The organism is Pseudomonas sp. WS 5079, from assembly GCF_012985465.1.
Classification (GTDB): domain Bacteria; phylum Pseudomonadota; class Gammaproteobacteria; order Pseudomonadales; family Pseudomonadaceae; genus Aquipseudomonas.
This window is the reverse complement of record NZ_JAAQWN010000006.1, coordinates 334,304-353,968: the sequence shown is the minus strand read 5'-3', so window position 1 is coordinate 353,968 and position 19,665 is coordinate 334,304. Positions and strand designations below refer to the sequence as shown.

The window sequence follows — 19,665 nt, the reverse complement described above, 5'->3', positions numbered from 1 at the left end:
CAGCCTGTAGGCGCCGGCTTGCCGGCGATGAGGCCCGCAAGTCTTGCGCAGGCCTTGATGCCGCCATCGCAGGCAAGCCAGCTCCTACAGTTTGATTGGGTTTGCAACGTGGGGTTAGAAGTCGCCCCATAGCTGTTGTGCGACGGCCAGCGCAACTACGGGCGCCGTCTCGGTGCGCAACACCCGCGGCCCCAGGCGTGCGGCGTGGAAGCCAACGCCTTGCGCGGTCTGGACTTCACCATCGGTCAAGCCACCCTCCGGCCCGATCAAAAACGCCAGGCTCGATGGCTTGGCATGGCTCACCAGCGGCTCGGCCACCGGGTGCAGCACCAGCTTCAAATCTGCCTCGGCCTGTTTCAACCAATCGGCCAGCAACAGCGGTGGGTGAATCACCGGCACCGTAGAGCGGCCGCATTGCTCACAGGCGCTGATTGCGACCTGGCGCCAGTGCAGCAGGCGTTTGTCGGCACGTTCGTCCTTGAGGCGCACTTCGCAGCGCTCGCTGAAGATCGGCGTGATGGCATTGACCCCAAGCTCGGTGGCTTTCTGGATGGCCCAGTCCATGCGCTCGCCACGGGACAGGCCCTGGCCCAGATGAATGTGCAGTGGCGACTCGACCTGGCCGGCGAAGGCTTCAGTCAGTTGCACCGTCACACGTTTTTTCCCGACTTCCAGCAGGCTGCCGCGAAATTCCTGGCCAGAGCCGTCGAACAGTTGCACGGCATCGCCTTCGTTCATGCGCAACACGCGGCTGATGTAGTGCGCCTGGGCTTCGGGCAATTCGTGGTCGCCAAGGCTTAGCGGGGTATCGGTGAAAAAACGCGACAGTCTCATTTCTGTTCTCTGCAAATAATGTGTGTGTTGCTATGCAGCGGGAGCGACGGCGTACTGTAGGAGCCGGCTTGCCGGCGATGGAGGTCAACGATAACGAGGGGGCCTGGATGAACGCGGCGCTCTCACGTTTTTCGCCGGCAAGCCGGCTCCTACAGGGGGCTGAGGGTTAGCCGGGGTCGCGAAAGCCTGGGTGGAAGTCCTTGGGCACGGCCACGCTGACTTTGCTGTTGGTGGCGATATCAATGCCCTCGGTGGCCACTTCGGCGAGGAAGTCGATCTGCTCCGGGGTAATCACATACGGCGGCAGGAAATACACCACGCTGCCTAGCGGGCGCAGCAGCGCGCCGCGTTCCAGGGCATGCTCGAACACTTTCAGGCCGCGCCGTTCCTGCCAGGGGTAGGCGGTCTTGGTCGCCTTGTCCTGCACCATCTCGATGGCCAGCACCATGCCAGTCTGGCGCACTTCCGAGACATGGGGGTGGTCTACCAGGTGCGCGGTGGCGGTGGCCATGCGCTGGGCCAGGGCCTTGTTGTTCTCGATGACGTTGTCTTCTTCGAAGATATCCAGGGTCGCCAGGGCTGCCGCACAGGCCAGCGGGTTGCCGGTGTAGCTGTGGGAATGCAGGAAGGCGCGCAGGGTCGGATAGTCGTCGTAGAAGGCGCTGTACACATCTTCGGTGGTGACCACGGCGGCCAGCGGCAGGTAGCCGCCGGTCAGGGCCTTGGACAGGCACAGGAAATCCGGGCGGATGCCCGCCTGCTCACAGGCAAACATGCTGCCGGTACGGCCGAAGCCCACGGCGATTTCATCGTGGATCAGGTGCACGCCATACCGGTCGCAGGCTTCGCGCAGCAGCTTGAGGTACACCGGGTGGTACATGCGCATGCCACCGGCGCCCTGGATCAGTGGTTCGACGATCACGGCGGCGACGCTGTCGTGGTTGTCCGCCAGGGTCTGTTCCATGGCCTGGAACATGGTGCGCGAGTGTTCTTCCCAGCTCATGCCTGCGGGGCGCAGGTAGCAGTCCGGGCTTGGCACCTTGATGGTGTCCAGCAGCAGCGCCTTGTAGGTCTCGGTGAACAGCGGCACATCACCGACCGACATCGCGGCGATGGTTTCGCCGTGGTAGCTGTTGGTCAGGGTGACAAAGCGCTTTTTGTTCGGCTGGCCGCGGTTGAGCCAATAGTGAAAGCTCATCTTCAGCGCGACTTCGATGCACGACGAGCCATTGTCGGCGTAGAAGCAGCGGGTCAGGCCTTCGGGGGTGATCTTGACCAGGCGCTCGGACAGCTCGATCACCGGCTGGTGGCTGAAGCCGGCGAGGATCACGTGCTCCAGTTGGTCCACCTGATCCTTGATGCGCTGGTTGATACGCGGGTTGGCGTGGCCGAACACGTTGACCCACCACGAGCTGACGGCATCGAGGTAGCGCTTGCCTTCGAAGTCTTCCAGCCATACGCCTTCACCGCGCTTGATCGGCACCAGCGGCAGTTGCTGGTGGTCTTTCATCTGGGTGCAGGGATGCCACAGCACCGCCAGATCGCGTTGCATCCACTGGTTGTTCAAGCCCATCTTTTAGTCTCCTCGAAGCGCTGCCGTGACCCGCGCAGGCAAAACAATCGCGCAAGCCTATGCAATGGTGGGCTGTGTCACAACCCATGAACGGTGAATTGGCAGTAAATGCAGGACGGTCTGTCACGTTTGTGCTCAATAGTCCTTAATCCCTAGTTAATTTACTGTTCATAGGCTCAACATCGGATAAATCGATATTTCAAAGCGAAATTTTCGGCTTTATATCGATAGGTAACACGCTAGTCTTGGACACGGCTCTTACAGGATTTGGGGAATGCAACTACGAAACACATCGGCCCGCTACGGCTGGGTCAGCATTGTTATCCACTGGAGTGTGGCCCTGGTGGTGTTTGGCCTGTTCGCGCTGGGCCTGTGGATGGTCGGCCTCGACTACTACAGCCTATGGCGCAAAGATGCACCGGACTTGCACAAAAGCATTGGTATTACGTTGTTTGCGGTGATGTTGGTGCGCATTGTCTGGCGCCTGCTCAGCCCACCACCGCCGCCACTGGCCAGCTATAGCCGCATGACCCGGATCGGCGCGGCGTTTGGCCACGCGTTCCTGTATCTCGGGCTGTTTGCCGTGATGATTGCCGGCTACCTGATTTCCACCGCAGACGGTGTCGGGATCCCGGTGTTTGGCCTGTTTGAAATTCCTGCCGTGGTTTCCGGTCTACCGGACCAGGCAGACGTAGCCGGGCTGGTGCATTTGTACCTGGCCTGGGTACTGGTGGTGTTTGCCGGCCTGCATGGCGTGGCCGCGTTGAAGCACCACTTCATTGATCGTGACGCGACCCTGGTTCGTATGCTGGGGCGCAAAGCCTGATGTTCAACCTCGACTCACAAGGAATAGAAAGCATGTTGAAAAAGACTCTCGCCGCTCTGGCAATTGGTTCTGCTCTGCTGTCTGCTGGTCAGGTGATGGCTGCTGATTACAAGATCGACAAGGAAGGGCAGCACGCCTTCATCGATTGGAAAATCAGCCACCTGGGCTACAGCTACATCCACGGTACCTTCAAGGACTGGGATGGTACGTTCAGCTGGGATGCCGCCAAGCCTGAAGCGAGCAAAATCGCCGTCGACGTGAAAACCGCCAGCCTGTGGTCCAACCACGCTGAACGTGACAAGCACATCGCCAGCAAGGACTTCCTGGACGTTGGCAAGTTCGCCGATGCCAAGTTCGTTTCGACCGCAGTTAAACCAACCGGCGAAAAAACTGCTGACGTGACCGGCGACCTGACCTTCCATGGTGTGACCAAGCCTGTGACCTTCAAGGCCACGTTCAACGGTGAAGGCAAGGATCCGTGGGGCGGCGAACGTGCTGGCTTCAACGCCAAGACTACGCTGAACCTGAATGACTTCGGCATCAAAGGCCCAGGCCCGACTTCCCAGACCGTGGACCTGGACATCTCGCTGGAAGGTGTCAAAGCGAAGTAAATTCGCAGGCTGCATAAAAAACCGGATCGTGAGATCCGGTTTTTTTTAGCCTGGAATACGGTCAATGTAGGAGCTGGCTTGCCTGCGATAGCGGCAGGTCAGCCACCTGCGATGCAGGCTGAAATCCCGTCATCGCAGGCAAGCCAGCTCCCACAGTTGATCGATGTCGAGTCCAAAAAAATGCCCCGGATCTTTCGATTCGGGGCATTTTTATGGCGCTTTGAAAATCAGCGGTTGCGGGTCAGCAACGCTGGTTTTTCACCACGAGGGCGGCCTGGCAGTTGATCCAACTGCTCAGGTGTCGGGAAGCGATCGCTTTTCGACTCCTTGTGGATGATCTTCGGCGTGGTGCCGCTGCGCGGGTTCTGCACGGCAGGTTCCGAGGCGCGTGGCTGCTCATCACGCGCAGGGCGGCGGTTGCGCGACTCTTCGCGACGGGCCTGGCCGTCACGCGGAGCGCCGTTGCGCGGGCCATTGCGCTTGGCAGGCGGGGTGCCAGTGGTGGCGCCGTTGCTGCTGCGTGGACCGTTCTGGCGACCCTGCGGCTGGCCGCCGGTGCGCGGAGCACCTGCACCAGCGCCCGGTGCCGGGGCACCTGGGCGGCGACCACGGCCCTGGGCCGGCTTGGCCTGGGGTACGTAGTCGACGCGGTTGCCGAAGTTATCCACGTCGTCGTCGAGGAACTCGTCCGGTGCGCGGTCGGCCGCGGCACGTGGCGGCTGGCTCGGCTGGCGCTGTTCGCGGGCCGGGGTGCCTTCACGGGGCTTTTGCTCACGGGCTGGGCGTTCGCCACGGCCGTTGGTAGGCGCCTTGTCCTTGCCGCCCTTGTCCTTGCCTTTGTCGCGACGACCACCGCCACCACCGCCGCCGTTCGGGCCATCGCCCTTGGGACCACGTGGGTTGCGCGGGTTACGCACATCCGGACGCTCGCGCACTTCCGGTTTTTCGGCTTCCACGGTGCTGGCATCGAAGCCCATCAGGTCGCCGTCGGCGATTTTCTGCTTGGTCATGCGCTCGATGCTTTTCAGCAGTTTCTCTTCATCCGGGGCGACCAGGGAAATGGCCTCGCCCGAACGACCGGCACGGCCAGTACGGCCGATACGGTGCACGTAGTCTTCATCGACGTTTGGCAGCTCGAAGTTGACCACGTGCGGCAGTTGGTCGATATCCAGGCCGCGGGCGGCGATATCGGTGGCGACCAGGATCCGTACGGAGCCGGCCTTGAAGTCGGCCAGGGCCTTGGTCCGCGCGTTCTGGCTCTTGTTGCCGTGGATGGCGACGGCGGTGAGGCCGTGCTTGTCCAGGTACTCGGCCAGGCGGTTGGCGCCGTGCTTGGTGCGGGTGAACACCAGCACCTGTTCCCAGGCGCCAGCGGTGATCAGGTGAGCCAGCAGCGAGCGCTTGTGGCTGGCTGGCAGGCGGAACACCCGCTGCTCGATACGCTCGACCGTGGTGTTGGGCGGCGTGACCTCGATGCGCTCGGGGTTGTGCAGCAGCTTGCCGGCGAGGGCCGTGATGTCGTTGGAGAACGTTGCCGAGAACAGCAGGTTCTGACGCTTGGCCGGCAGGCGCGCGAGGACTTTCTTCACGTCATGGACAAAGCCCATGTCGAGCATACGGTCGGCTTCGTCCAGCACGAGGATTTCCACGTGGGACAGATCGACGCTGCCTTGGCCGCACAGGTCGAGCAAACGACCAGGGCAGGCGACCAGCACGTCAACCCCGCGGGACATGGCCTGAACCTGTGGGTTCATGCCGACGCCGCCGAAGATGCAGGCGCTGACGAACTTCAGGTCGCGAGCGTACAGCTTGAAGCTGTCATGCACTTGTGCGGCGAGTTCGCGGGTAGGGGTCAGGACCAGTACGCGGGGTTGGCGCGGGCCGTGACGCTGGGATTTGTCCGGGTGACCGTTGGGGAACAACCGCTCCAGAATCGGGAGGGCGAAGCCGCCGGTTTTACCAGTACCTGTCTGAGCCGCGACCATCAGGTCGCGACCTTGCAACACGGCGGGAATAGCCCGCTGTTGCACCGGAGTAGGCTCGGTATAGCCCGCTGCCTCGATGGCGCGGACTAAAGCCTCGGAGAGACCGAGGGAAGCAAAGGACATGAGTAATCCTGTTTGTAGTTAGGGCTTGGCCCAAAGGGATAATCTTGCCGGGCGCGAATGGCGTTTAGAGGAACGCAACCCCGTCCGGTCCTGCTGGGGCTGGCAGGCACTCCAATGGCTCGCGCGGGCTGCAAAGCTGCGCAGTAGCGGGGTTGGATGCCTGTGATACGACCACAGCGGCCGGGCGTAAGCCTGGCGGAAAGGCCGGAGTATAACAGAGCATTCACTGCGCGCTGCTTTCCTGCTGCTCAACGGTGTCGTCCAGCAGCGGCGACGGGGCTATCTGGGTCCCGGCGCCGGCATATTTGGCACTCAGGGCCGCGTAGGCGGGCTCTTGCTTGAAACGTTTGAGCTCGGCACCAAAACGCTGGACCAGCAGGTCCATGCCCGCGCCACGGCGTACGGCGAGGAATTGTTTCTGGCTGCTGATCACCGGCGGCGCCTGGGTGACCTGGTGCTCCAGGCCCAATTCCTTGAGCACATGCTGGCCGACCCGGCGGTCGGTGATCACCAGATCGATCCGGCCACGGGCCAATTTGCCGAAGTTAGCCTCATGGCTGGGGGCCGGTTCGCGGGTAAACAGCGTGGATTCGCTGAACCCGGCGCTATACAGGTAACCGGGGGAGGTGCCGATGGTCAGCCCTTTGAGCTCATCCAGGGTCTGGAACGGATGCGGGCGCTGGTTGGCGTAGAACATCACAAACTCAACCTGGGACAACGGTTCGCTGGGGTAAAGCAGCGCCGCGTCGCGTTCGTGGCTGTGGAAAATATCCAGCGCGCCGTCGGCCAGGCCTTGGTCGAGCATGACCAGGCAGCGTTTCCAGGGCAGGAACTGCCACTGCACCTCGATCCCCAGGCGCTGGAACACGATGACGGTAGTCTCGTAGTCGAGCCCGCGCATCTGGCCGTTTTCTTCGTAGACGTAAGGTGCCCAGGGCTCGGTGACAATGCGCAGTTTCTCGCCGTGGGCGGTCAGGCTCAGGCAAGTGAAAAGAACAGCGCTCAACAGCTGGAGAATGACGGGCATACCCTGAGGTTACGACTGTCTCAGGTTAAAGAGAAGCTCTGGATCGGGGATCTTCAGGCGGCAAACCTGAACTTTTATTGTGCCGCCGAGCCGGGAAGGAATCCTGGCCGGCGGTACAAAGGGGGCAGCCTCAGCGTGGCAGCTTGAGGTTGTTCCAGATCGCCAGGCTCGGGTCAGCCTGGTTCAGGGTGTAGAAGTGCAGCCCCGGTGCGCCACCTTGCAGCAAGGTTTCGCACATTTCACTGATGACCTGCTCGCCGAAGGCCTGGATGCTCTTGACGTCATCGCCGTAGGCTTCCAGCTGCTTGCGTACCCAGCGTGGGATTTCTGCACCGCAGGCGTCAGAGAAGCGCGCCAGCTTGCTGTAGTTGGTGATCGGCATGATGCCCGGCACGATCGGGATGTTCACGCCCAGGGCCTGCACGCGCTCGACGAAGTAGAAGTAGCTGTCGGCGTTGAAGAAGTACTGGGTGATCGCACTGTTGGCGCCGGCATTGGCCTTGCGCACGAAGTTGTTGAGATCGTCTTCGAAGTTGCGCGCTTGCGGGTGCATTTCCGGATAAGCAGCCACTTCGATATGGAAGTGATCACCGGTTTCTTCACGGATGAAGCTCACCAGGTCATTGGCGTAGCGCAGCTCGCCGCTGGCCATGCCCATGCCGGACGGCAGGTCACCGCGCAGGGCGACGATACGCTTGATGCCGGCGGCCTTGTATTGGGTCAGCAGGCCGCGCAGGTCGTCCTTGCTGTCGCCCACGCACGACAGGTGCGGCGCGGCAGGCACCTTGGCCTGGCTTTCCAGCTGCAGCACGGTGTTGATCGTACGATCACGGGTCGAGCCGCCTGCGCCGTAGGTGCAGGAGAAGAAATCGGGGTTGTAGCTGGCCAACTGCTTGGCAGTCGCCATCAACTTTTCATGCCCAGCATCGGTCTTGGTCGGGAAGAACTCGAAGCTGTAGCGACGGTCTTGGGACATGGTAATACCCTTGAAAACTCATAAAACCGGAAGACATACACCGTCAATGTGGGAGCGGGCTTGCTCGCGAAAGCGGTGTGCCAGTCGTTACTGCTTCGACTGACACTGCGCATTCGCGAGCAAGCCCGCTCCCACACAAGCCCGCTCCAGCAGGGAGAGAGCCGGTTACTTAGTAGCGGTAGGCGTGCGGCTTGAACGGGCCTTCGACGGTCACTCCGATGTAGTCGGCCTGGGTCTTGGTCAGTTGCGTCACGACGCCGCCGAAGCCGCGGACCATTTCCAGGGCCACTTCTTCGTCGAGTTTCTTCGGCAGTACTTCCACGGTCAGGCGCTCGGCTTTCTGGGCTGGCGACAGGTCGGCGTACTTCTGGCCGAACAGGAAGATCTGCGCCAGTACCTGGTTGGCGAACGAGCCATCCATGATGCGGCTTGGGTGGCCAGTGGCGTTGCCCAGGTTAACCAGGCGGCCTTCGGCCAGCAGGATCAGGTAGTCGTCGTTCTGTGGGTCGAAATCACCACTGCCCGTACGGTGAACCTTGTGTACCTGAGGCTTGACCTCTTCCCATGCCCAGTTCTTGCGCATGAAAGCGGTGTCGATTTCGTTGTCGAAATGCCCGATGTTGCACACCACGGCGCGCTTTTTCAGGGCCTTGAGCATGTTCGCATCGCAGACGTTGACGTTACCGGTGGTGGTCACGATCAGGTCGATCTTGCCCAGCAGGGCCTTGTCGATGCTGGCTTCGGTGCCGTCGTTCTGGCCGTCGATGAACGGCGAGACCACTTCGAAACCGTCCATGCAAGCTTGCATGGCGCAGATCGGGTCGACTTCGGAGACCTTGACGATCATGCCTTCCTGGCGCAGGGACTGGGACGAACCCTTGCCCACGTCACCGTAGCCGATCACCAGGGCTTGCTTGCCCGACAGCAGGTGGTCGGTGCCGCGCTTGATCGCATCGTTGAGGCTGTGACGGCAGCCGTACTTGTTGTCGTTCTTGCTCTTGGTCACCGAGTCGTTGACGTTGATGGCCGGGATTTTCAGCTCGCCCTTGGCCAGCATGTCCAGCAGGCGGTGTACGCCGGTGGTGGTCTCTTCGGTCACACCGTGGACGCGGTCGAGAATCTGCGGGTACTTCTTGTGCAGCAGCTCGGTCAGGTCGCCGCCGTCGTCGAGGATCATGTTGGCATCCCAAGGCGCGCCATCTTTCAGGATGGTTTGCTCCAGGCACCACTCGTACTCTTCTTCGGTCTCGCCTTTCCAGGCGAAGACAGGGATGCCGGCAGCGGCGATGGCAGCAGCGGCCTGGTCCTGGGTCGAGAAGATGTTGCAGGACGACCAGCGCACTTCGGCACCCAGGGCAACCAGGGTTTCGATCAGCACGGCAGTCTGGATGGTCATGTGGATGCAGCCGAGAATCTTCGCGCCCTTGAGCGGCTGCTCAGCGGCGTACTTGCGGCGCAGGCCCATCAGGGCAGGCATTTCGGATTCGGCGATAAAGGTTTCGCGACGGCCCCAGGCAGCGAGGGACATATCGGCGACTTTGTAGTCGGTAAAACCTGCAGGCGTGATTACAGCGCTCATGAAGAGCCTCCATTCGTAGTGTGCGAATGGGCGCCGTTGTGCGTTTAGTATCCAACCAGGACAACCCGGCTGGGCAACGCCCCATCCGAGCCTGACAGGCCAGGGCCTGCTGCAGCGCCCCTCGGACAGGTGGCGGGAGAACGGTATCAATCACAGATGACCGTTTTGAAGCGGTGGCGATTATAGCCGCCTGCGCCTGACTTCCCAAGCCTTTCTGTCGGGGTCATGAAGATCGCTCATGACACTGATAGGCAATGGCTCATAGAGCTTGGGCCGGCGCTCTGCCATGATGTTGGCCATCATTTCGCAAGACGCTTTGGAGTGAACATGAACTTCCACACCCGCAAATGGGTAAAACCCGAAGACCTCAACCCCAACGGCACCCTGTTCGGTGGCAGCCTGCTGCGCTGGATCGACGAAGAAGCGGCGATCTACGCCATCGTTCAACTGGGCAACCAGCGCGTGGTGACCAAGTACATTTCCGAGATCAATTTTGTCAGCGCCTCGCGCCAGGGCGACATCATCGAGCTGGGCATCACCGCCACCGAGTTTGGCCGCACCTCCATCACCCTGACCTGTGAAGTGCGCAACAAAATCACGCGCAAGAGCATCCTCACCGTAGAAAAAATGGTCTTCGTCAACCTCGGCGAAGACGGCCTGCCGGCACCCCATGGTCGTACCGAGATCAAGTACGTCAAAGACCAGTTCCAGGACGACAGCGAGTAACCCTCCGTATAAGCAAGTGGCCATTGAACGCTGGTGATGACTGGCAGGTCGTACCTGAACATCGTCACCCAACGTTCAGGTACGCCCATGGCCACGCAAAAAGACGGCAAGACTCCCAACCTGTCGCAGGAAGAACAGCAGGATGTGGACAAGAACCAGCCACCCCGGGCGGCGGTGCTGCATGAAATCATCCGCACCCAGGGCGACCAGGAGCTGGAGCGCAGCGTAGCGGCGCTGTGGTGGTCGGCGCTGGCCGCCGGCCTGACCATGGGCCTGTCATTGATGGCCATGGGGCTGCTCAACTCACGCCTGCCCGACGGCGAAGGCTTCAAGGTGATTGCCAGCTTTGGCTACTGCGCAGGCTTCCTTGCAGTGATCCTCGCGCGCCAGCAACTGTTCACCGAAAACACCCTGACCGCCGTGCTGCCGGTGATGAGCAAGCCGACCCTGGGCAATGCCGGGCGCCTGTTGCGGCTGTGGACGGTGGTGCTGGTGGGCAACCTCTGCGGCACCTTGCTGGTGGCTTATGTGATGCTGCACCTGCCGATCTTCGACACCAAGACCGACCAGGCCTTCCTCGAAATCGGGCGCAAGATCATGGAAAACGATACGGGCCAGATGTTCGCCAAGGGCATCGTCTCCGGCTGGATGATCGCCACCATGGTGTGGATGATCCCGTCCATGGAAAGCGCCAAGATGTGGATCATTATCCTGATCACCTACCTGATGGCCTTGGGCGACTTCACCCACATCGTCGTCGGTTCGGCGGAAGTGTCCTACCTGGTATTTGCCGGCGAGCTACCGTGGAAGGACTTCTGGCTGGTATTTGCCGGGCCGACCCTGGCGGGCAATATCATCGGCGGCAGCTTTATCTTTGCGTTGATCAGCCATGCTCAGATTCGCAGCGAAGGCAGCCTGCCGGGCAAAAAGGCGGCGGACCCGAGGCATCCGCAGCGGATCGACAAGGATCAGTGAGGCCAGTGTGTGCCAGCGCGGTATTTGGTATATGTATGTGCTGACACATCACGAATCACTTACAGGAGGTTCCATTGCTTGCGACAGTCTTGGTACTGATAGCGGCACTGTTGCATGCGACGTGGAACACCTTGATCAAATTCAGCGGCGAACGCCTGTTGGTGATCGCCTGCATGGACAGCGTTGCGCTGCTGTTTGTGCTATTGGCGGTAGGATTTGTGTCGCTGCCGCCCTTGGAAATCTGGCCGTGGATCATCGCCTCGGCGCTGTTCGAGTTGCTCTACCGCTACCTGCTGATCCAGGCCTACCGCGTCGGTGACCTGGGGTTGGTGTATCCGCTGATGCGCGGCTTATCGCCGCTGGTGGTGCTGGCGTTGACCCTGGTGTTTGCCGGGGAGGTACTCAGTACCCAGCAGATTGTCGGCATCCTGCTGATCCCGCTCGGCATGTTGTGCCTGTTGTGGCATGGCGGTGGTGGGGATCGGTTGCCGTGGTCGATGTTGCCGGTGGTGGCGCTGATCGGCCTGTGCATCGGCTGCTATACCTTCCTCGATGGTCAGGCGCTGCGGCGCTGGTCGCACCCATTGGACTACCTGGTCTGGGTGACCCTGCTCAGCGCCTGGCCGTTTCCATTGTTGGCCATGGTGCGCAAGCGTGCGGCGTTCAGCCTGTTCTGGCGCACACAATGGCGGTTGGGGCTGAGCGTGGGATTGTGCGTGTTGTTGAGCTACGCTCTGGTGCTTTGGGCCATGCAGTTGGGCTCGATTGCCGAGGCCGCCGCGCTGCGGGAAGTCAGCGTGATCCTGGTGGTGTTGTTCGGCATGCGTTACCTGAAAGAACCTTTCGGCCGCTCCCGGCTCTTAGCCTGTGGGTTGGTACTGATCGGCATGCTCGTGATGAAACTCTAACCAGCGGATAAAACTAAAAAAGGAATGAGTGATGACTGTCGCTTTCTGGTGTGTGTTGATCGCAATTTTTCTGCCTTACCTGTGTACCGGCGTGGCCAAGTTCAGTGGTGGCAAGTTCGGCCCCCGGCAGAACCATGACCCCCGGGCCTTCCTCGAAACCCTCGAAGGCTTCGCCAAGCGCGCCCATAGTGCACAGCTCAACAGCTTCGAAGTGACCCCGGCGTTTGCCGCTGCGGTGATCATTGCCCACCTGGCCGGCAACGCGGAACTGGTGACCATCAACGTACTGGCGGTGCTGTTTATCACCAGCCGCCTGCTGTACATCATCTGCTACCTGGCGGACTGGGCGATCTTGCGTTCGCTGGTGTGGTTCGTGGGCATGGCGTTGATTGCGAGTTTCTTCTTCGTCTCGATCTAAGGCACGCAGCCAGCCCTTGTGGGAGCTGGCTTGCCAGCGATGACGCCAGCACGTGCACCCGCGATGTCGGATTTCAAACCGCCATCGCCGGCCAGCCGGTTCCTACAAAGGCGCATCCGGCACTTGAGGCAGCGCGGTACCCTTGGGCCACAACATCCAGATCTGGCCCTGCTGCTTCATGTTCCCGGCTAACTCGCCCGCCGCATCACCGGTGCCCCAGAACAGGTCCGCACGTACCTCGCCGACAATCGCGCCGCCGGTATCCTGGGCCGCTACCGGCCGTACGACCGGCGCCCCATCGGGGCGGGTGGTCGACAGCCACAACAGGCTGCCCAGCGGGATGACCTTGCGGTCCACGGCCACGCTGTAGCCGGCGGTCAGCGGCACGTTCAGCGAGCCGCGCGGGCCTTCATTGCTGTCGGGGCGGGTGCTGAAGAAGACGTAGCTGGGGTTGCTCGCCAACAGTTCCGGGATCCGCTCAGGATGGGCCTTGGCCCAGGCACTGATCGCGCCCATGCTCACTTCGTCTTTCTTCAACTCGCCTTGCTCCACCAGCCAGCGGCCGATAGGGCGATACGGGAAGCCGTTCTGGTCGGCATAGCCCACGCGCAACTGACGACCGTCAGCCAGCTGGATGCGGCCAGAACCCTGGATTTGCAGAAATTGCAGGTCCATCGGGTGGGTCAGCCAGGCAATAGGCTTGGCACTGGAGCCTTGCTGGTTGATGGTGCCGGCATCGTCATAGGGCTTGAGTACCCGGCCTTCCAGGCGCCCGCGCAGGCGTTTGCCCTTGAGTTCGGGGTAGATGCTTTCCAGGTTGACGATGATCAGGTCGTCCGGCACCCCAAACACCGGCACGTGGGCGGTCTTGGTTTCGGTGAGGCTGCCCGGGTAGACCGGTTCGTAATAGCCGGTGATCAGGCCATTGGGCGTGTTGTCCGCCGAGCGCAAGCCATAGACGTCCAACTGCTGCTTGAGGAAGCCACGGATATCCCCGGCATTGCCCGGCACATTGACCGCTGCAGCGCAGGTGGCGCCCCACACCGGATCGTTCTTCAGGCGTTGGCAGGCACTACGCCAGGATTCGAAGCCAGCTTGCAGGTCGCTGTCCGAAACCACCGGCAGGTCTTCCCAGGTGGCACTGACGTAGGTCGCCACAGCATGGGGTTTTTCTGGCTCAGGTTTGGGTGCCGGAGCGTTGCCGCCGTCGCATCCGGCGAGTAGTGCGATCATCGGCAGAGCCCATGCCAGCCGGCGGCTCCAGGGGTTAAACAGGTTATTCATGCAAGTAATTCCCAAGGCGATTGCCTGCGCAGGGTGCGGCGCAAGCATCCATATTATTAATAGGGCTATTGGTCTTTGCGGGCGGGGCGAGGATACTGGCCGCCGTTTCCCGTAACCCTGAGCCACCATGACTTTTAAAAAACTGACTGTTGTATTGCTGGCCTGCCTGACGCTGACCGCTTGCGGTGGCGTTGACCCGAACTCGCCATTGGGCCAGCGCAAGGCCATCTTCAAGCAGATGCTCAAGACGGGCGAAGACCTGGGCGGCATGCTGCGTGGCCGCATCCCGTTCGACGGGGCCAAATTTGCCGAAGGTGCGGTCAAGCTTGACGCTTTGTCCCATGAGCCGTGGAAGCACTTTCCAACGGTGCGCGAAGAAGATCACACCAGCGCCAAGGACGACGTATGGCAAAAACAGGCCCAGTTCCAGGAACTGGCGCGCAACCTTGAGGCGGCCACCGGTGAATTGGTGATCGCCAGCCAGGTGCAGCCTTACAAAGCCAGTGACCTGAAGCCTGCGGTGCAGAAAGTCGAAGATGCCTGCAGCGCCTGTCATAAGCAGTTTCGCGACCATTGAGGCTCGATTGGCTGCGCCTTACTTGTCCAGGTCGTCGAGAGCTTGCTGCAACTCTTTGCGCGATTCGGCGAGCTTGTCCTTACGCTTGTTGATCTTCTCGGAGTCGCCCTTTTTCATGGCCTTGTCGAGGTCGGCCTGACGGCGGCTGACTTCGTGCTTGGCGTCCAGCACCTTGTTCTCGCGTTCCTTTTTCAGGGAGGCATCGGTGCAGTGGGCGGTGACTTCGCTCAAGGCTTTTTCCAGGCCGGCTTGTTGCTCACTGTTGCCGTGGGCCTTGGCTTGTTCGATCTGCAGGCTGATGGCCTGGCGCTTGGCGGCGCAACCGGTCAGTTGCGGGGCTGTCTCGGCAGCCAGCAATGGCGTGGCGAGGAAGCTGGTAACGGTCAACAGGGCAAGCGGTGCAAGAAATTTCATGGAAACTCCAAAGTAAACAGATCGTTGTAAGGTGGGCAGGATGATTTCTGCTGGCACCGATTAAATTGGCGGGTCGAGACTAAAAGCCATCTATCCCGGCAGCCCGCAGTGTTTCACTCATAGCCACCACCTGGGGGTCGCGAAAAAAGGCGCTCAATTGCGCCGCGCGCCCCGGGCCGATTCCTGCTTCGGCCTGCCAGGCTTGAGTGTCTCGCGCAGCCAGGGCATGCCAGCCGCCCGCCAGGTTATTGCGGGCGGTAGGTGGAACCCCAAGCGCCATCAGCCATTGCGCGAACGGTCGCTGGCGCGCCACTTGCAGGCTCGCAAGCAGGCGCGCACTGCTGCGGTCGCCGAATCCGTCAATGGTAGCAAGCTCTGTCTCATCAAGGTTCAACCAATCCACCAAACCACTGATTTGCCCGGCCTGGATCAAGCTATTCCAGGTCTCGCGGCCAATGTGTGGCAGGTCCAGCCCTTGCTTGCCGCTGAGCCAGGTCAGCCGGGCCAGCAGTTGCTCCTCGCAGGCCGGGGCCAATTGCCAGCAGCTCAGGTGATGGAAATTGCTGGCTACCGGCACCGCGACATCGACCCGTGGATAGCTGCGCAGGATGACCTGGTCGAGCCTTGGGATCACCTGGCCGGCGAGGCTGATGGACACCTGGTCGCCTGGGCGGATATCCAATTCCTGCCAGCGCTTCAAGGAGCCGATGCTGACGCGTTTGATCTGACGGTCGTCGAGCAGCACCGGGTCCAGTTCCAGGATCGGAGTGATACGGCCGGTGCGGCCGATTTTGAACTGCACATGGCGAACATGGGCCAGGGCTTTGATGACCGGGTATTTCCAGGCAACAGCCCAATACGGCGTACTGGCCTGCCAGCGTTCGGCCGGGGCGCGCTGGCTGTGGTGCAGCACCACGCCATCAGTGGCGAAGGGCAATGGATGTTCATGCCAGAAAGTTCGCCAGTGCCGTGCCTGTTCGAAGGTGTCGATGGGCTGGCTGTAACGCTGGCTATCGCCAAAACCCCAGCGTGCGAGGCTGTCCAACTGCTGCTTGAGGTCCGCCGGCCCATGGGGCCAGGCCCAGACAAACAGGCCGATACCTGCGGCGTCGGCGTCGCTCAGATGTTGGCGGTTCATCAGCCCGGAGACTTTACTGCGGGCATTCATGCCGCCCGTCTCCCCTTGTATGTGGGCGCCCAGGCGCCAATACAGCTCGCCCTGCAAGAGCAGGTCGATGGCCTCGGGCAGCTGTTGCACGATGCCTGGAATGTTGCGGGCCGAGGCGGTCCAGTCCTGGCCGAACAGGCCGTCGCCGCGGCTGATGACCTGGACCAGGCGCCCTGCGCGATAGACCAGGGTCACCGCCACACCATCGACCTTGGGTTGTACCCACAGGTCGCGGCGTGTGCTGATCCAGTCTGCCACGGCGCGGTCGTTGACCAGCTTCTCAAGGCCTGTATGCGCGACTGGGTGGGCAACAGTGCCGCGCGCGCTGGACAGGGGGTTGTCGGCAGATGACGGTGCCTGTGCGAAGCAACCCCGCCATTGCTCCAGGCGTATGCGGGCCTGATCGTAGAGCTCGTCGCTGATCAGGGATTGGCCGAGCCGATGGTAACTGTCATCCCACAGGCCGATTTGCCGTTGCAGAGCGGTTATTTCGTCCTGGGCCTTGTTCAGTGGCCAGTCCGGGCAGCCCTGCGCCCAGGCGATGAGAGGGAAGAGCATCAACAGCAGGTAGGTCAGCAGGCGTGGCGGCATCATGAGCATCCTTGCTCTGAAGGGGGGGCCAGCCTAAAGCAGGCAGACGCCCATAAAAAAGCCCCGCAGGCGCGAGGCTTTTTACCGGGTGTTTCTGCTTACTTGAACAGACCGCCCAGGGCTTTCACGGTGTCGTTGCTGTCTGCCTTGGCCTGCTGCTTTTGCGAGGCTTCGTCGAGCTTGCCCTGGGACTCGCCGACTTTTTTGCAACCTTTGTTTACCTGATCCAGTGCAGCCTGCATGGCCTTCACTTTCAGGTCTTCGCCATTGGCTTTGGCGGCATCGACCTTGGCTTGCAGCTCCTGGCTCTGTTTTTCGCAGTTGCCGGTTGCGCCGCCCAACTGGGAAGTCAGGGCGCCAGTCAGGCCGCTCAGGTCAGCGGCTTGCACTGGCAGGGCGAACAGGCTGAACAGGACGGCGGCAGGGGCGAACGTGGAAATACGCATGAAAAACCTCAATGTTCGATTGCCTGCGCACTTGGCTGTCCCGAGCGGGCGCAATGCAATATCCAATGTGGTTGAGCGCTCGGGAGGGCGCGGATTCTAGTGGGCCATCATTTTGCCTGCAAGGTTTGGATCCAATAAATGTGAACTATTTGCCAGGTTCGCCGTCGCGTGCTCATCGGTGCCTGTAAAAAAGCGCAACAAAAAGCCCCGCCGGGAATACCCGGCGGGGCCTTGGGTGCTACGTGCTGCGATTACAGGCCGGCAGCGGTGCGCAGGTCGTCGGCGCGGTCGGTTTTTTCCCAGGTGAACGTGGTGAAGGTGTCGTCGCCGACGGTCTTCAGTTCAGGGGTACGGCCGAAGTGGCCGTAGGCCGCGGTTTCCTGGTACATCGGGTGCAGCAGGTCGAGCATGGTGGTGATTGCGTACGGACGCAGGTCGAAAATCTCACGCACCAGCTTGACGATCTTGTCGTCGCTGATCTTGCCGGTGCCGAAGGTGTTCAGCGAGATCGACGTAGGCTGGGCCACACCAATGGCGTAGGACACCTGAATCTCGCAGCGTTCGGCCAGCCCGGCGGCAACGATGTTCTTGGCCACATAACGACCGGCGTAGGCGGCCGAGCGGTCAACCTTGGATGGATCCTTGCCGGAGAACGCGCCACCGCCGTGACGGGCCATGCCGCCGTAGCTGTCGACGATGATCTTGCGACCGGTCAGGCCGCAGTCGCCTACCGGGCCACCAATGATGAACTGGCCGGTCGGGTTGATATGGAACTGGGTGTCCTTGGTCAGCAGCTCGGCAGGCAACACGTGCTTGACGATCAGCTCCATCACGCCTTCGCGCAGGTCTTTGTAGGAGACTTCCGGGTTGTGCTGGGTCGACAGCACCACGGCGTCGATGCCCACCACTTTGCCGCCTTCGTAACGGCAGGTCACCTGGGACTTGGCGTCCGGGCGCAACCAAGGCAGCAGGCCGGATTTACGGGCTTCGGCCTGGCGCTTGACCAACTGGTGGGAGAAGGTGATCGGCGCAGGCATCAGTACGTCGGTTTCGTTGCTGGCGTAGCCGAACATCAGGCCCTGGTCGCCGGCGCCCTGGTCTTCTGGCTTGGCACGGTCCACACCCTGGTTGATGTCGGGCGACTGCTTGCCGATGATGTTCATCACGCCGCAGGTCGCGCCGTCGAAGCCGACGTCGGAGCTGGTGTAGCCGATGTCGGTGATCACGTCACGGACGATCTGCTCCAGGTCGACCCAGGCCGACGTGGTGACTTCACCGGCGATGATCGCCACGCCCGTTTTCACCAGCGTCTCGCACGCCACGCGGGCGAACTTGTCTTCAGCAATGATGGCGTCCAGCACCGCATCAGAAATCTGGTCGGCGATTTTGTCCGGATGCCCTTCAGACACGGACTCGGAGGTGAAAAGGGAATATTCGCTCATCTCGATGTTTTCCTGATATTTACCGATGGTGAGTGTCGCCAGTTGGCCGCTGAAAGTGGCGGACCTGAATCTGGAAACCATTACGTAAGCCTACATAGAGGCTTTCCCCGGGAACGAGTCCCGCAGCGGTGGCCCAACGGGCCAGATCGTCCTGTTCAAACCCCAACCATAGATCACCGCAGGCCTCCCTGGCCCAACTCTGGTTGTGGCTGCATAAATCGGTTACCAAAAGACTGCCGCCCGGTTGCAGCAGACCGGCCATTTGTTTGAGGGCATCGGCCGGGGCGGCGAAATGGTGCAAGACCATGTTCAGCACCACGCAATCGGCTTGCAGCCCTACATCATTCAAGGCATCGGCCAGCCGCAGGCTGACGTTGCCCAAGTGCTCGCGCTCGCACAGCTGGCGCGCCAGTTCCAGCATGGCCGGGCTGTTGTCCAGCGCCGTCACCTGGTGGAAGCGGCGTGCCAGGTCTGGCAGGAACCCGCCATCGCCCGGGCCGACTTCCAGCGCCGTGGCAGCCTGGCTGAAGCCCAGTTTGTCGAGCAGCGCCAACACGCTTTCGCGGTATTGAGGCAGCCCGGCAATCAGGTCCTGCTGGGCGCGAAACTTGTCCGCCACCCGTGAGAAAAAGTCCTGGCTGGCGGCGGCGCGTTGCCCGTGGACCTGTGCGATCCGCGATTGGACGTCAGCCGGCAGGGCCAGGTTGTCCACTTCGTCGAGCAATGCAGCGTGCAGCTTGCCACCCAGCAAGTCGGTGTGGGGCAGGGCACGACGGTAAAAAATCGCGTTGCCTTCACGGCGGGTGGCCACCAGGTCGGCCTGGGCCAGCACTTTCAGGTGATGGCTCATGCCGGACTGGCCAATGGCAAAGATCCGTGCCAGTTCCAATACGCCAAACGAGTCGTTGGCCAGGGCGCGCAATACATTCAGGCGCAGCGGATCGCCGCCGGCCTTGCACAGGGCCGCCAGCTCATCGCAGTCGTCGGGGCGAATGGAAGGCGCAGGTAAGTTCATAAGGCCAGCAGTCTAGTGATGAGGTCAAATCCTCGCAAGGCCAATATCAAAAAGTTTTGATATTGGTCGATAATCGGTGGTTATAAGCAGGCGCTATAACCTTTAGACGAACGGCGGGAAGTGTTCTTGCTGCCAATGCAGTCCAAACCACAGGAAAAACCTACATA

General features: G+C 61.3%; 19 protein-coding genes and 1 riboswitch. Of the genes, 7 read left to right on the top strand and 12 right to left on the bottom strand.

Translation table 11 applies throughout. The annotated features are described in order from the left end of the window. Positions 1-114: 114 nt before the first annotated feature. Both HBO05_RS18215 and HBO05_RS18210 read right to left on the bottom strand, forming a co-directional pair. Positions 115-834 carry a 16S rRNA (uracil(1498)-N(3))-methyltransferase gene (locus tag HBO05_RS18215; RefSeq protein WP_169953594.1) on the bottom strand — a complete coding sequence of 240 codons (720 nt, stop codon included), beginning with the start codon at positions 832-834 and terminating at the stop codon, positions 115-117. Positions 835-1,000: 166 nt separating this feature from the next. Next, positions 1,001-2,407 (bottom strand): adenosylmethionine--8-amino-7-oxononanoate transaminase, encoded by a 1,407-nt coding sequence (locus HBO05_RS18210; RefSeq protein WP_169953596.1) that lies wholly within the window; start codon positions 2,405-2,407, stop codon positions 1,001-1,003. A gap of 274 nt (positions 2,408-2,681) precedes the next feature. Between HBO05_RS18210 and HBO05_RS18205 the strand changes: the two genes are divergently transcribed. Next, the gene (locus HBO05_RS18205) at positions 2,682-3,233 is read left to right on the top strand and encodes a cytochrome b (RefSeq protein WP_169953598.1); all 552 of its coding nucleotides are present in this window, start codon (positions 2,682-2,684) and stop codon (positions 3,231-3,233) included. A gap of 32 nt (positions 3,234-3,265) precedes the next feature. After that, positions 3,266-3,844, top strand: coding sequence for a YceI family protein (locus HBO05_RS18200; protein ID WP_169953600.1), 579 nt, complete (start codon positions 3,266-3,268; stop codon positions 3,842-3,844). 227 nt (positions 3,845-4,071) lie between these two features. Here the strand turns inward: HBO05_RS18200 and HBO05_RS18195 are convergent, their stop codons facing one another. The 4 genes from HBO05_RS18195 to ahcY all read right to left on the bottom strand — a co-directional run bounded on the left by HBO05_RS18195 (position 4,072) and on the right by ahcY (position 9,534). Continuing rightward, the gene (locus tag HBO05_RS18195; RefSeq protein WP_057440348.1) at positions 4,072-5,952 is read right to left on the bottom strand and encodes a DEAD/DEAH box helicase; all 1,881 of its coding nucleotides are present in this window, start codon (positions 5,950-5,952) and stop codon (positions 4,072-4,074) included. A 223-nt stretch (positions 5,953-6,175) separates the two neighbouring features. Continuing rightward, positions 6,176-6,979: a transporter substrate-binding domain-containing protein gene (locus HBO05_RS18190; protein WP_172313620.1), complete on the bottom strand. Its 804-nt coding sequence runs from the start codon at positions 6,977-6,979 to the stop codon at positions 6,176-6,178. A gap of 130 nt (positions 6,980-7,109) precedes the next feature. Further along, a complete protein-coding gene (gene metF / locus HBO05_RS18185; protein ID WP_172313618.1) occupies positions 7,110-7,955 on the bottom strand; it encodes a methylenetetrahydrofolate reductase [NAD(P)H] in 846 nt (281 codons plus the stop codon). A 169-nt stretch (positions 7,956-8,124) separates the two neighbouring features. Further along, positions 8,125-9,534, bottom strand: a complete 1,410-nt coding sequence (gene ahcY, locus HBO05_RS18180) for an adenosylhomocysteinase (protein WP_169953606.1) — start codon at positions 9,532-9,534, stop codon at positions 8,125-8,127. Positions 9,535-9,555: 21 nt separating this feature from the next. Next, a riboswitch (S-adenosyl-L-homocysteine riboswitch) is annotated at positions 9,556-9,663 on the bottom strand. A 198-nt stretch (positions 9,664-9,861) separates the two neighbouring features. Between ahcY and HBO05_RS18175 the strand changes: the two genes are divergently transcribed. From HBO05_RS18175 to HBO05_RS18160, 4 genes are all read left to right on the top strand, one after another. Then, positions 9,862-10,260, top strand: coding sequence for a hotdog domain-containing protein (locus HBO05_RS18175; RefSeq protein WP_029297383.1), 399 nt, complete (start codon positions 9,862-9,864; stop codon positions 10,258-10,260). Between the two features lie 87 nt (positions 10,261-10,347). After that, the gene (locus tag HBO05_RS18170; protein WP_169953842.1) at positions 10,348-11,235 is read left to right on the top strand and encodes a formate/nitrite transporter family protein; all 888 of its coding nucleotides are present in this window, start codon (positions 10,348-10,350) and stop codon (positions 11,233-11,235) included. Positions 11,236-11,309: 74 nt separating this feature from the next. Then, positions 11,310-12,143, top strand: coding sequence for an EamA family transporter (locus HBO05_RS18165; RefSeq protein ID WP_169953608.1), 834 nt, complete (start codon positions 11,310-11,312; stop codon positions 12,141-12,143). A gap of 31 nt (positions 12,144-12,174) precedes the next feature. Next, a complete protein-coding gene (locus tag HBO05_RS18160; protein ID WP_057960859.1) occupies positions 12,175-12,561 on the top strand; it encodes an MAPEG family protein in 387 nt (128 codons plus the stop codon). A 102-nt stretch (positions 12,562-12,663) separates the two neighbouring features. On the opposite strand, the gene HBO05_RS18155 is transcribed toward HBO05_RS18160, so the two are convergent. Further along, a complete protein-coding gene (locus tag HBO05_RS18155) occupies positions 12,664-13,845 on the bottom strand; it encodes an MltA domain-containing protein (protein ID WP_169953610.1) in 1,182 nt (393 codons plus the stop codon). A gap of 127 nt (positions 13,846-13,972) precedes the next feature. Here HBO05_RS18155 and HBO05_RS18150 point away from each other — a divergent pair, with 127 nt between their 5' ends. Beyond that, positions 13,973-14,422 carry a cytochrome c gene (locus tag HBO05_RS18150; protein WP_169953612.1) on the top strand — a complete coding sequence of 150 codons (450 nt, stop codon included), beginning with the start codon at positions 13,973-13,975 and terminating at the stop codon, positions 14,420-14,422. Positions 14,423-14,440: 18 nt separating this feature from the next. Here the strand turns inward: HBO05_RS18150 and HBO05_RS18145 are convergent, their stop codons facing one another. From HBO05_RS18145 to HBO05_RS18125, 5 genes are all read right to left on the bottom strand, one after another. Next, positions 14,441-14,836: a DUF1090 domain-containing protein gene (locus HBO05_RS18145; protein WP_170042168.1), complete on the bottom strand. Its 396-nt coding sequence runs from the start codon at positions 14,834-14,836 to the stop codon at positions 14,441-14,443. Positions 14,837-14,915: 79 nt separating this feature from the next. After that, positions 14,916-16,598, bottom strand: a complete 1,683-nt coding sequence (gene ligB, locus HBO05_RS18140; protein ID WP_172313616.1) for an NAD-dependent DNA ligase LigB — start codon at positions 16,596-16,598, stop codon at positions 14,916-14,918. A gap of 95 nt (positions 16,599-16,693) precedes the next feature. Then, entirely contained in the window at positions 16,694-17,041 is a 348-nt protein-coding gene (locus HBO05_RS18135; RefSeq protein ID WP_070993955.1) for a DUF1090 family protein, read from the bottom strand. Between the two features lie 251 nt (positions 17,042-17,292). Next, entirely contained in the window at positions 17,293-18,483 is a 1,191-nt protein-coding gene (metK, locus tag HBO05_RS18130; RefSeq protein ID WP_170042170.1) for a methionine adenosyltransferase, read from the bottom strand. 19 nt (positions 18,484-18,502) lie between these two features. Next, positions 18,503-19,498 (bottom strand): metalloregulator ArsR/SmtB family transcription factor, encoded by a 996-nt coding sequence (locus HBO05_RS18125; protein WP_170057597.1) that lies wholly within the window; start codon positions 19,496-19,498, stop codon positions 18,503-18,505. Positions 19,499-19,665: the final 167 nt, after the last annotated feature.

Bases quoted from the DNA above. Each gene is read 5' to 3' on its own strand.
- metF (WP_172313618.1), bottom strand. From the start codon at position 7,955: ATGTCCCAAGACCGTCGCTACAGCTTCGAGTTCTTCCCGACCAAGACC.
- HBO05_RS18125 (WP_170057597.1), bottom strand. From the start codon at position 19,498: ATGAACTTACCTGCGCCTTCCATTCGCCCCGACGACTGCGATGAGCTG.
- metK (WP_170042170.1), bottom strand. From the start codon at position 18,483: ATGAGCGAATATTCCCTTTTCACCTCCGAGTCCGTGTCTGAAGGGCAT.
- HBO05_RS18160 (WP_057960859.1), top strand. From the start codon at position 12,175: ATGACTGTCGCTTTCTGGTGTGTGTTGATCGCAATTTTTCTGCCTTAC.
- HBO05_RS18150 (WP_169953612.1), top strand. From the start codon at position 13,973: ATGACTTTTAAAAAACTGACTGTTGTATTGCTGGCCTGCCTGACGCTG.
- HBO05_RS18175 (WP_029297383.1), top strand. From the start codon at position 9,862: ATGAACTTCCACACCCGCAAATGGGTAAAACCCGAAGACCTCAACCCC.
- HBO05_RS18195 (WP_057440348.1), bottom strand. From the start codon at position 5,952: ATGTCCTTTGCTTCCCTCGGTCTCTCCGAGGCTTTAGTCCGCGCCATC.
- HBO05_RS18215 (WP_169953594.1), bottom strand. From the start codon at position 834: ATGAGACTGTCGCGTTTTTTCACCGATACCCCGCTAAGCCTTGGCGAC.
- ahcY (WP_169953606.1), bottom strand. From the start codon at position 9,534: ATGAGCGCTGTAATCACGCCTGCAGGTTTTACCGACTACAAAGTCGCC.
- HBO05_RS18205 (WP_169953598.1), top strand. From the start codon at position 2,682: ATGCAACTACGAAACACATCGGCCCGCTACGGCTGGGTCAGCATTGTT.
- HBO05_RS18135 (WP_070993955.1), bottom strand. From the start codon at position 17,041: ATGCGTATTTCCACGTTCGCCCCTGCCGCCGTCCTGTTCAGCCTGTTC.
- HBO05_RS18190 (WP_172313620.1), bottom strand. From the start codon at position 6,979: ATGCCCGTCATTCTCCAGCTGTTGAGCGCTGTTCTTTTCACTTGCCTG.
- HBO05_RS18170 (WP_169953842.1), top strand. From the start codon at position 10,348: ATGGCCACGCAAAAAGACGGCAAGACTCCCAACCTGTCGCAGGAAGAA.
- ligB (WP_172313616.1), bottom strand. From the start codon at position 16,598: ATGATGCCGCCACGCCTGCTGACCTACCTGCTGTTGATGCTCTTCCCT.
- HBO05_RS18145 (WP_170042168.1), bottom strand. From the start codon at position 14,836: ATGAAATTTCTTGCACCGCTTGCCCTGTTGACCGTTACCAGCTTCCTC.
- HBO05_RS18200 (WP_169953600.1), top strand. From the start codon at position 3,266: ATGTTGAAAAAGACTCTCGCCGCTCTGGCAATTGGTTCTGCTCTGCTG.
- HBO05_RS18155 (WP_169953610.1), bottom strand. From the start codon at position 13,845: ATGAATAACCTGTTTAACCCCTGGAGCCGCCGGCTGGCATGGGCTCTG.
- HBO05_RS18210 (WP_169953596.1), bottom strand. From the start codon at position 2,407: ATGGGCTTGAACAACCAGTGGATGCAACGCGATCTGGCGGTGCTGTGG.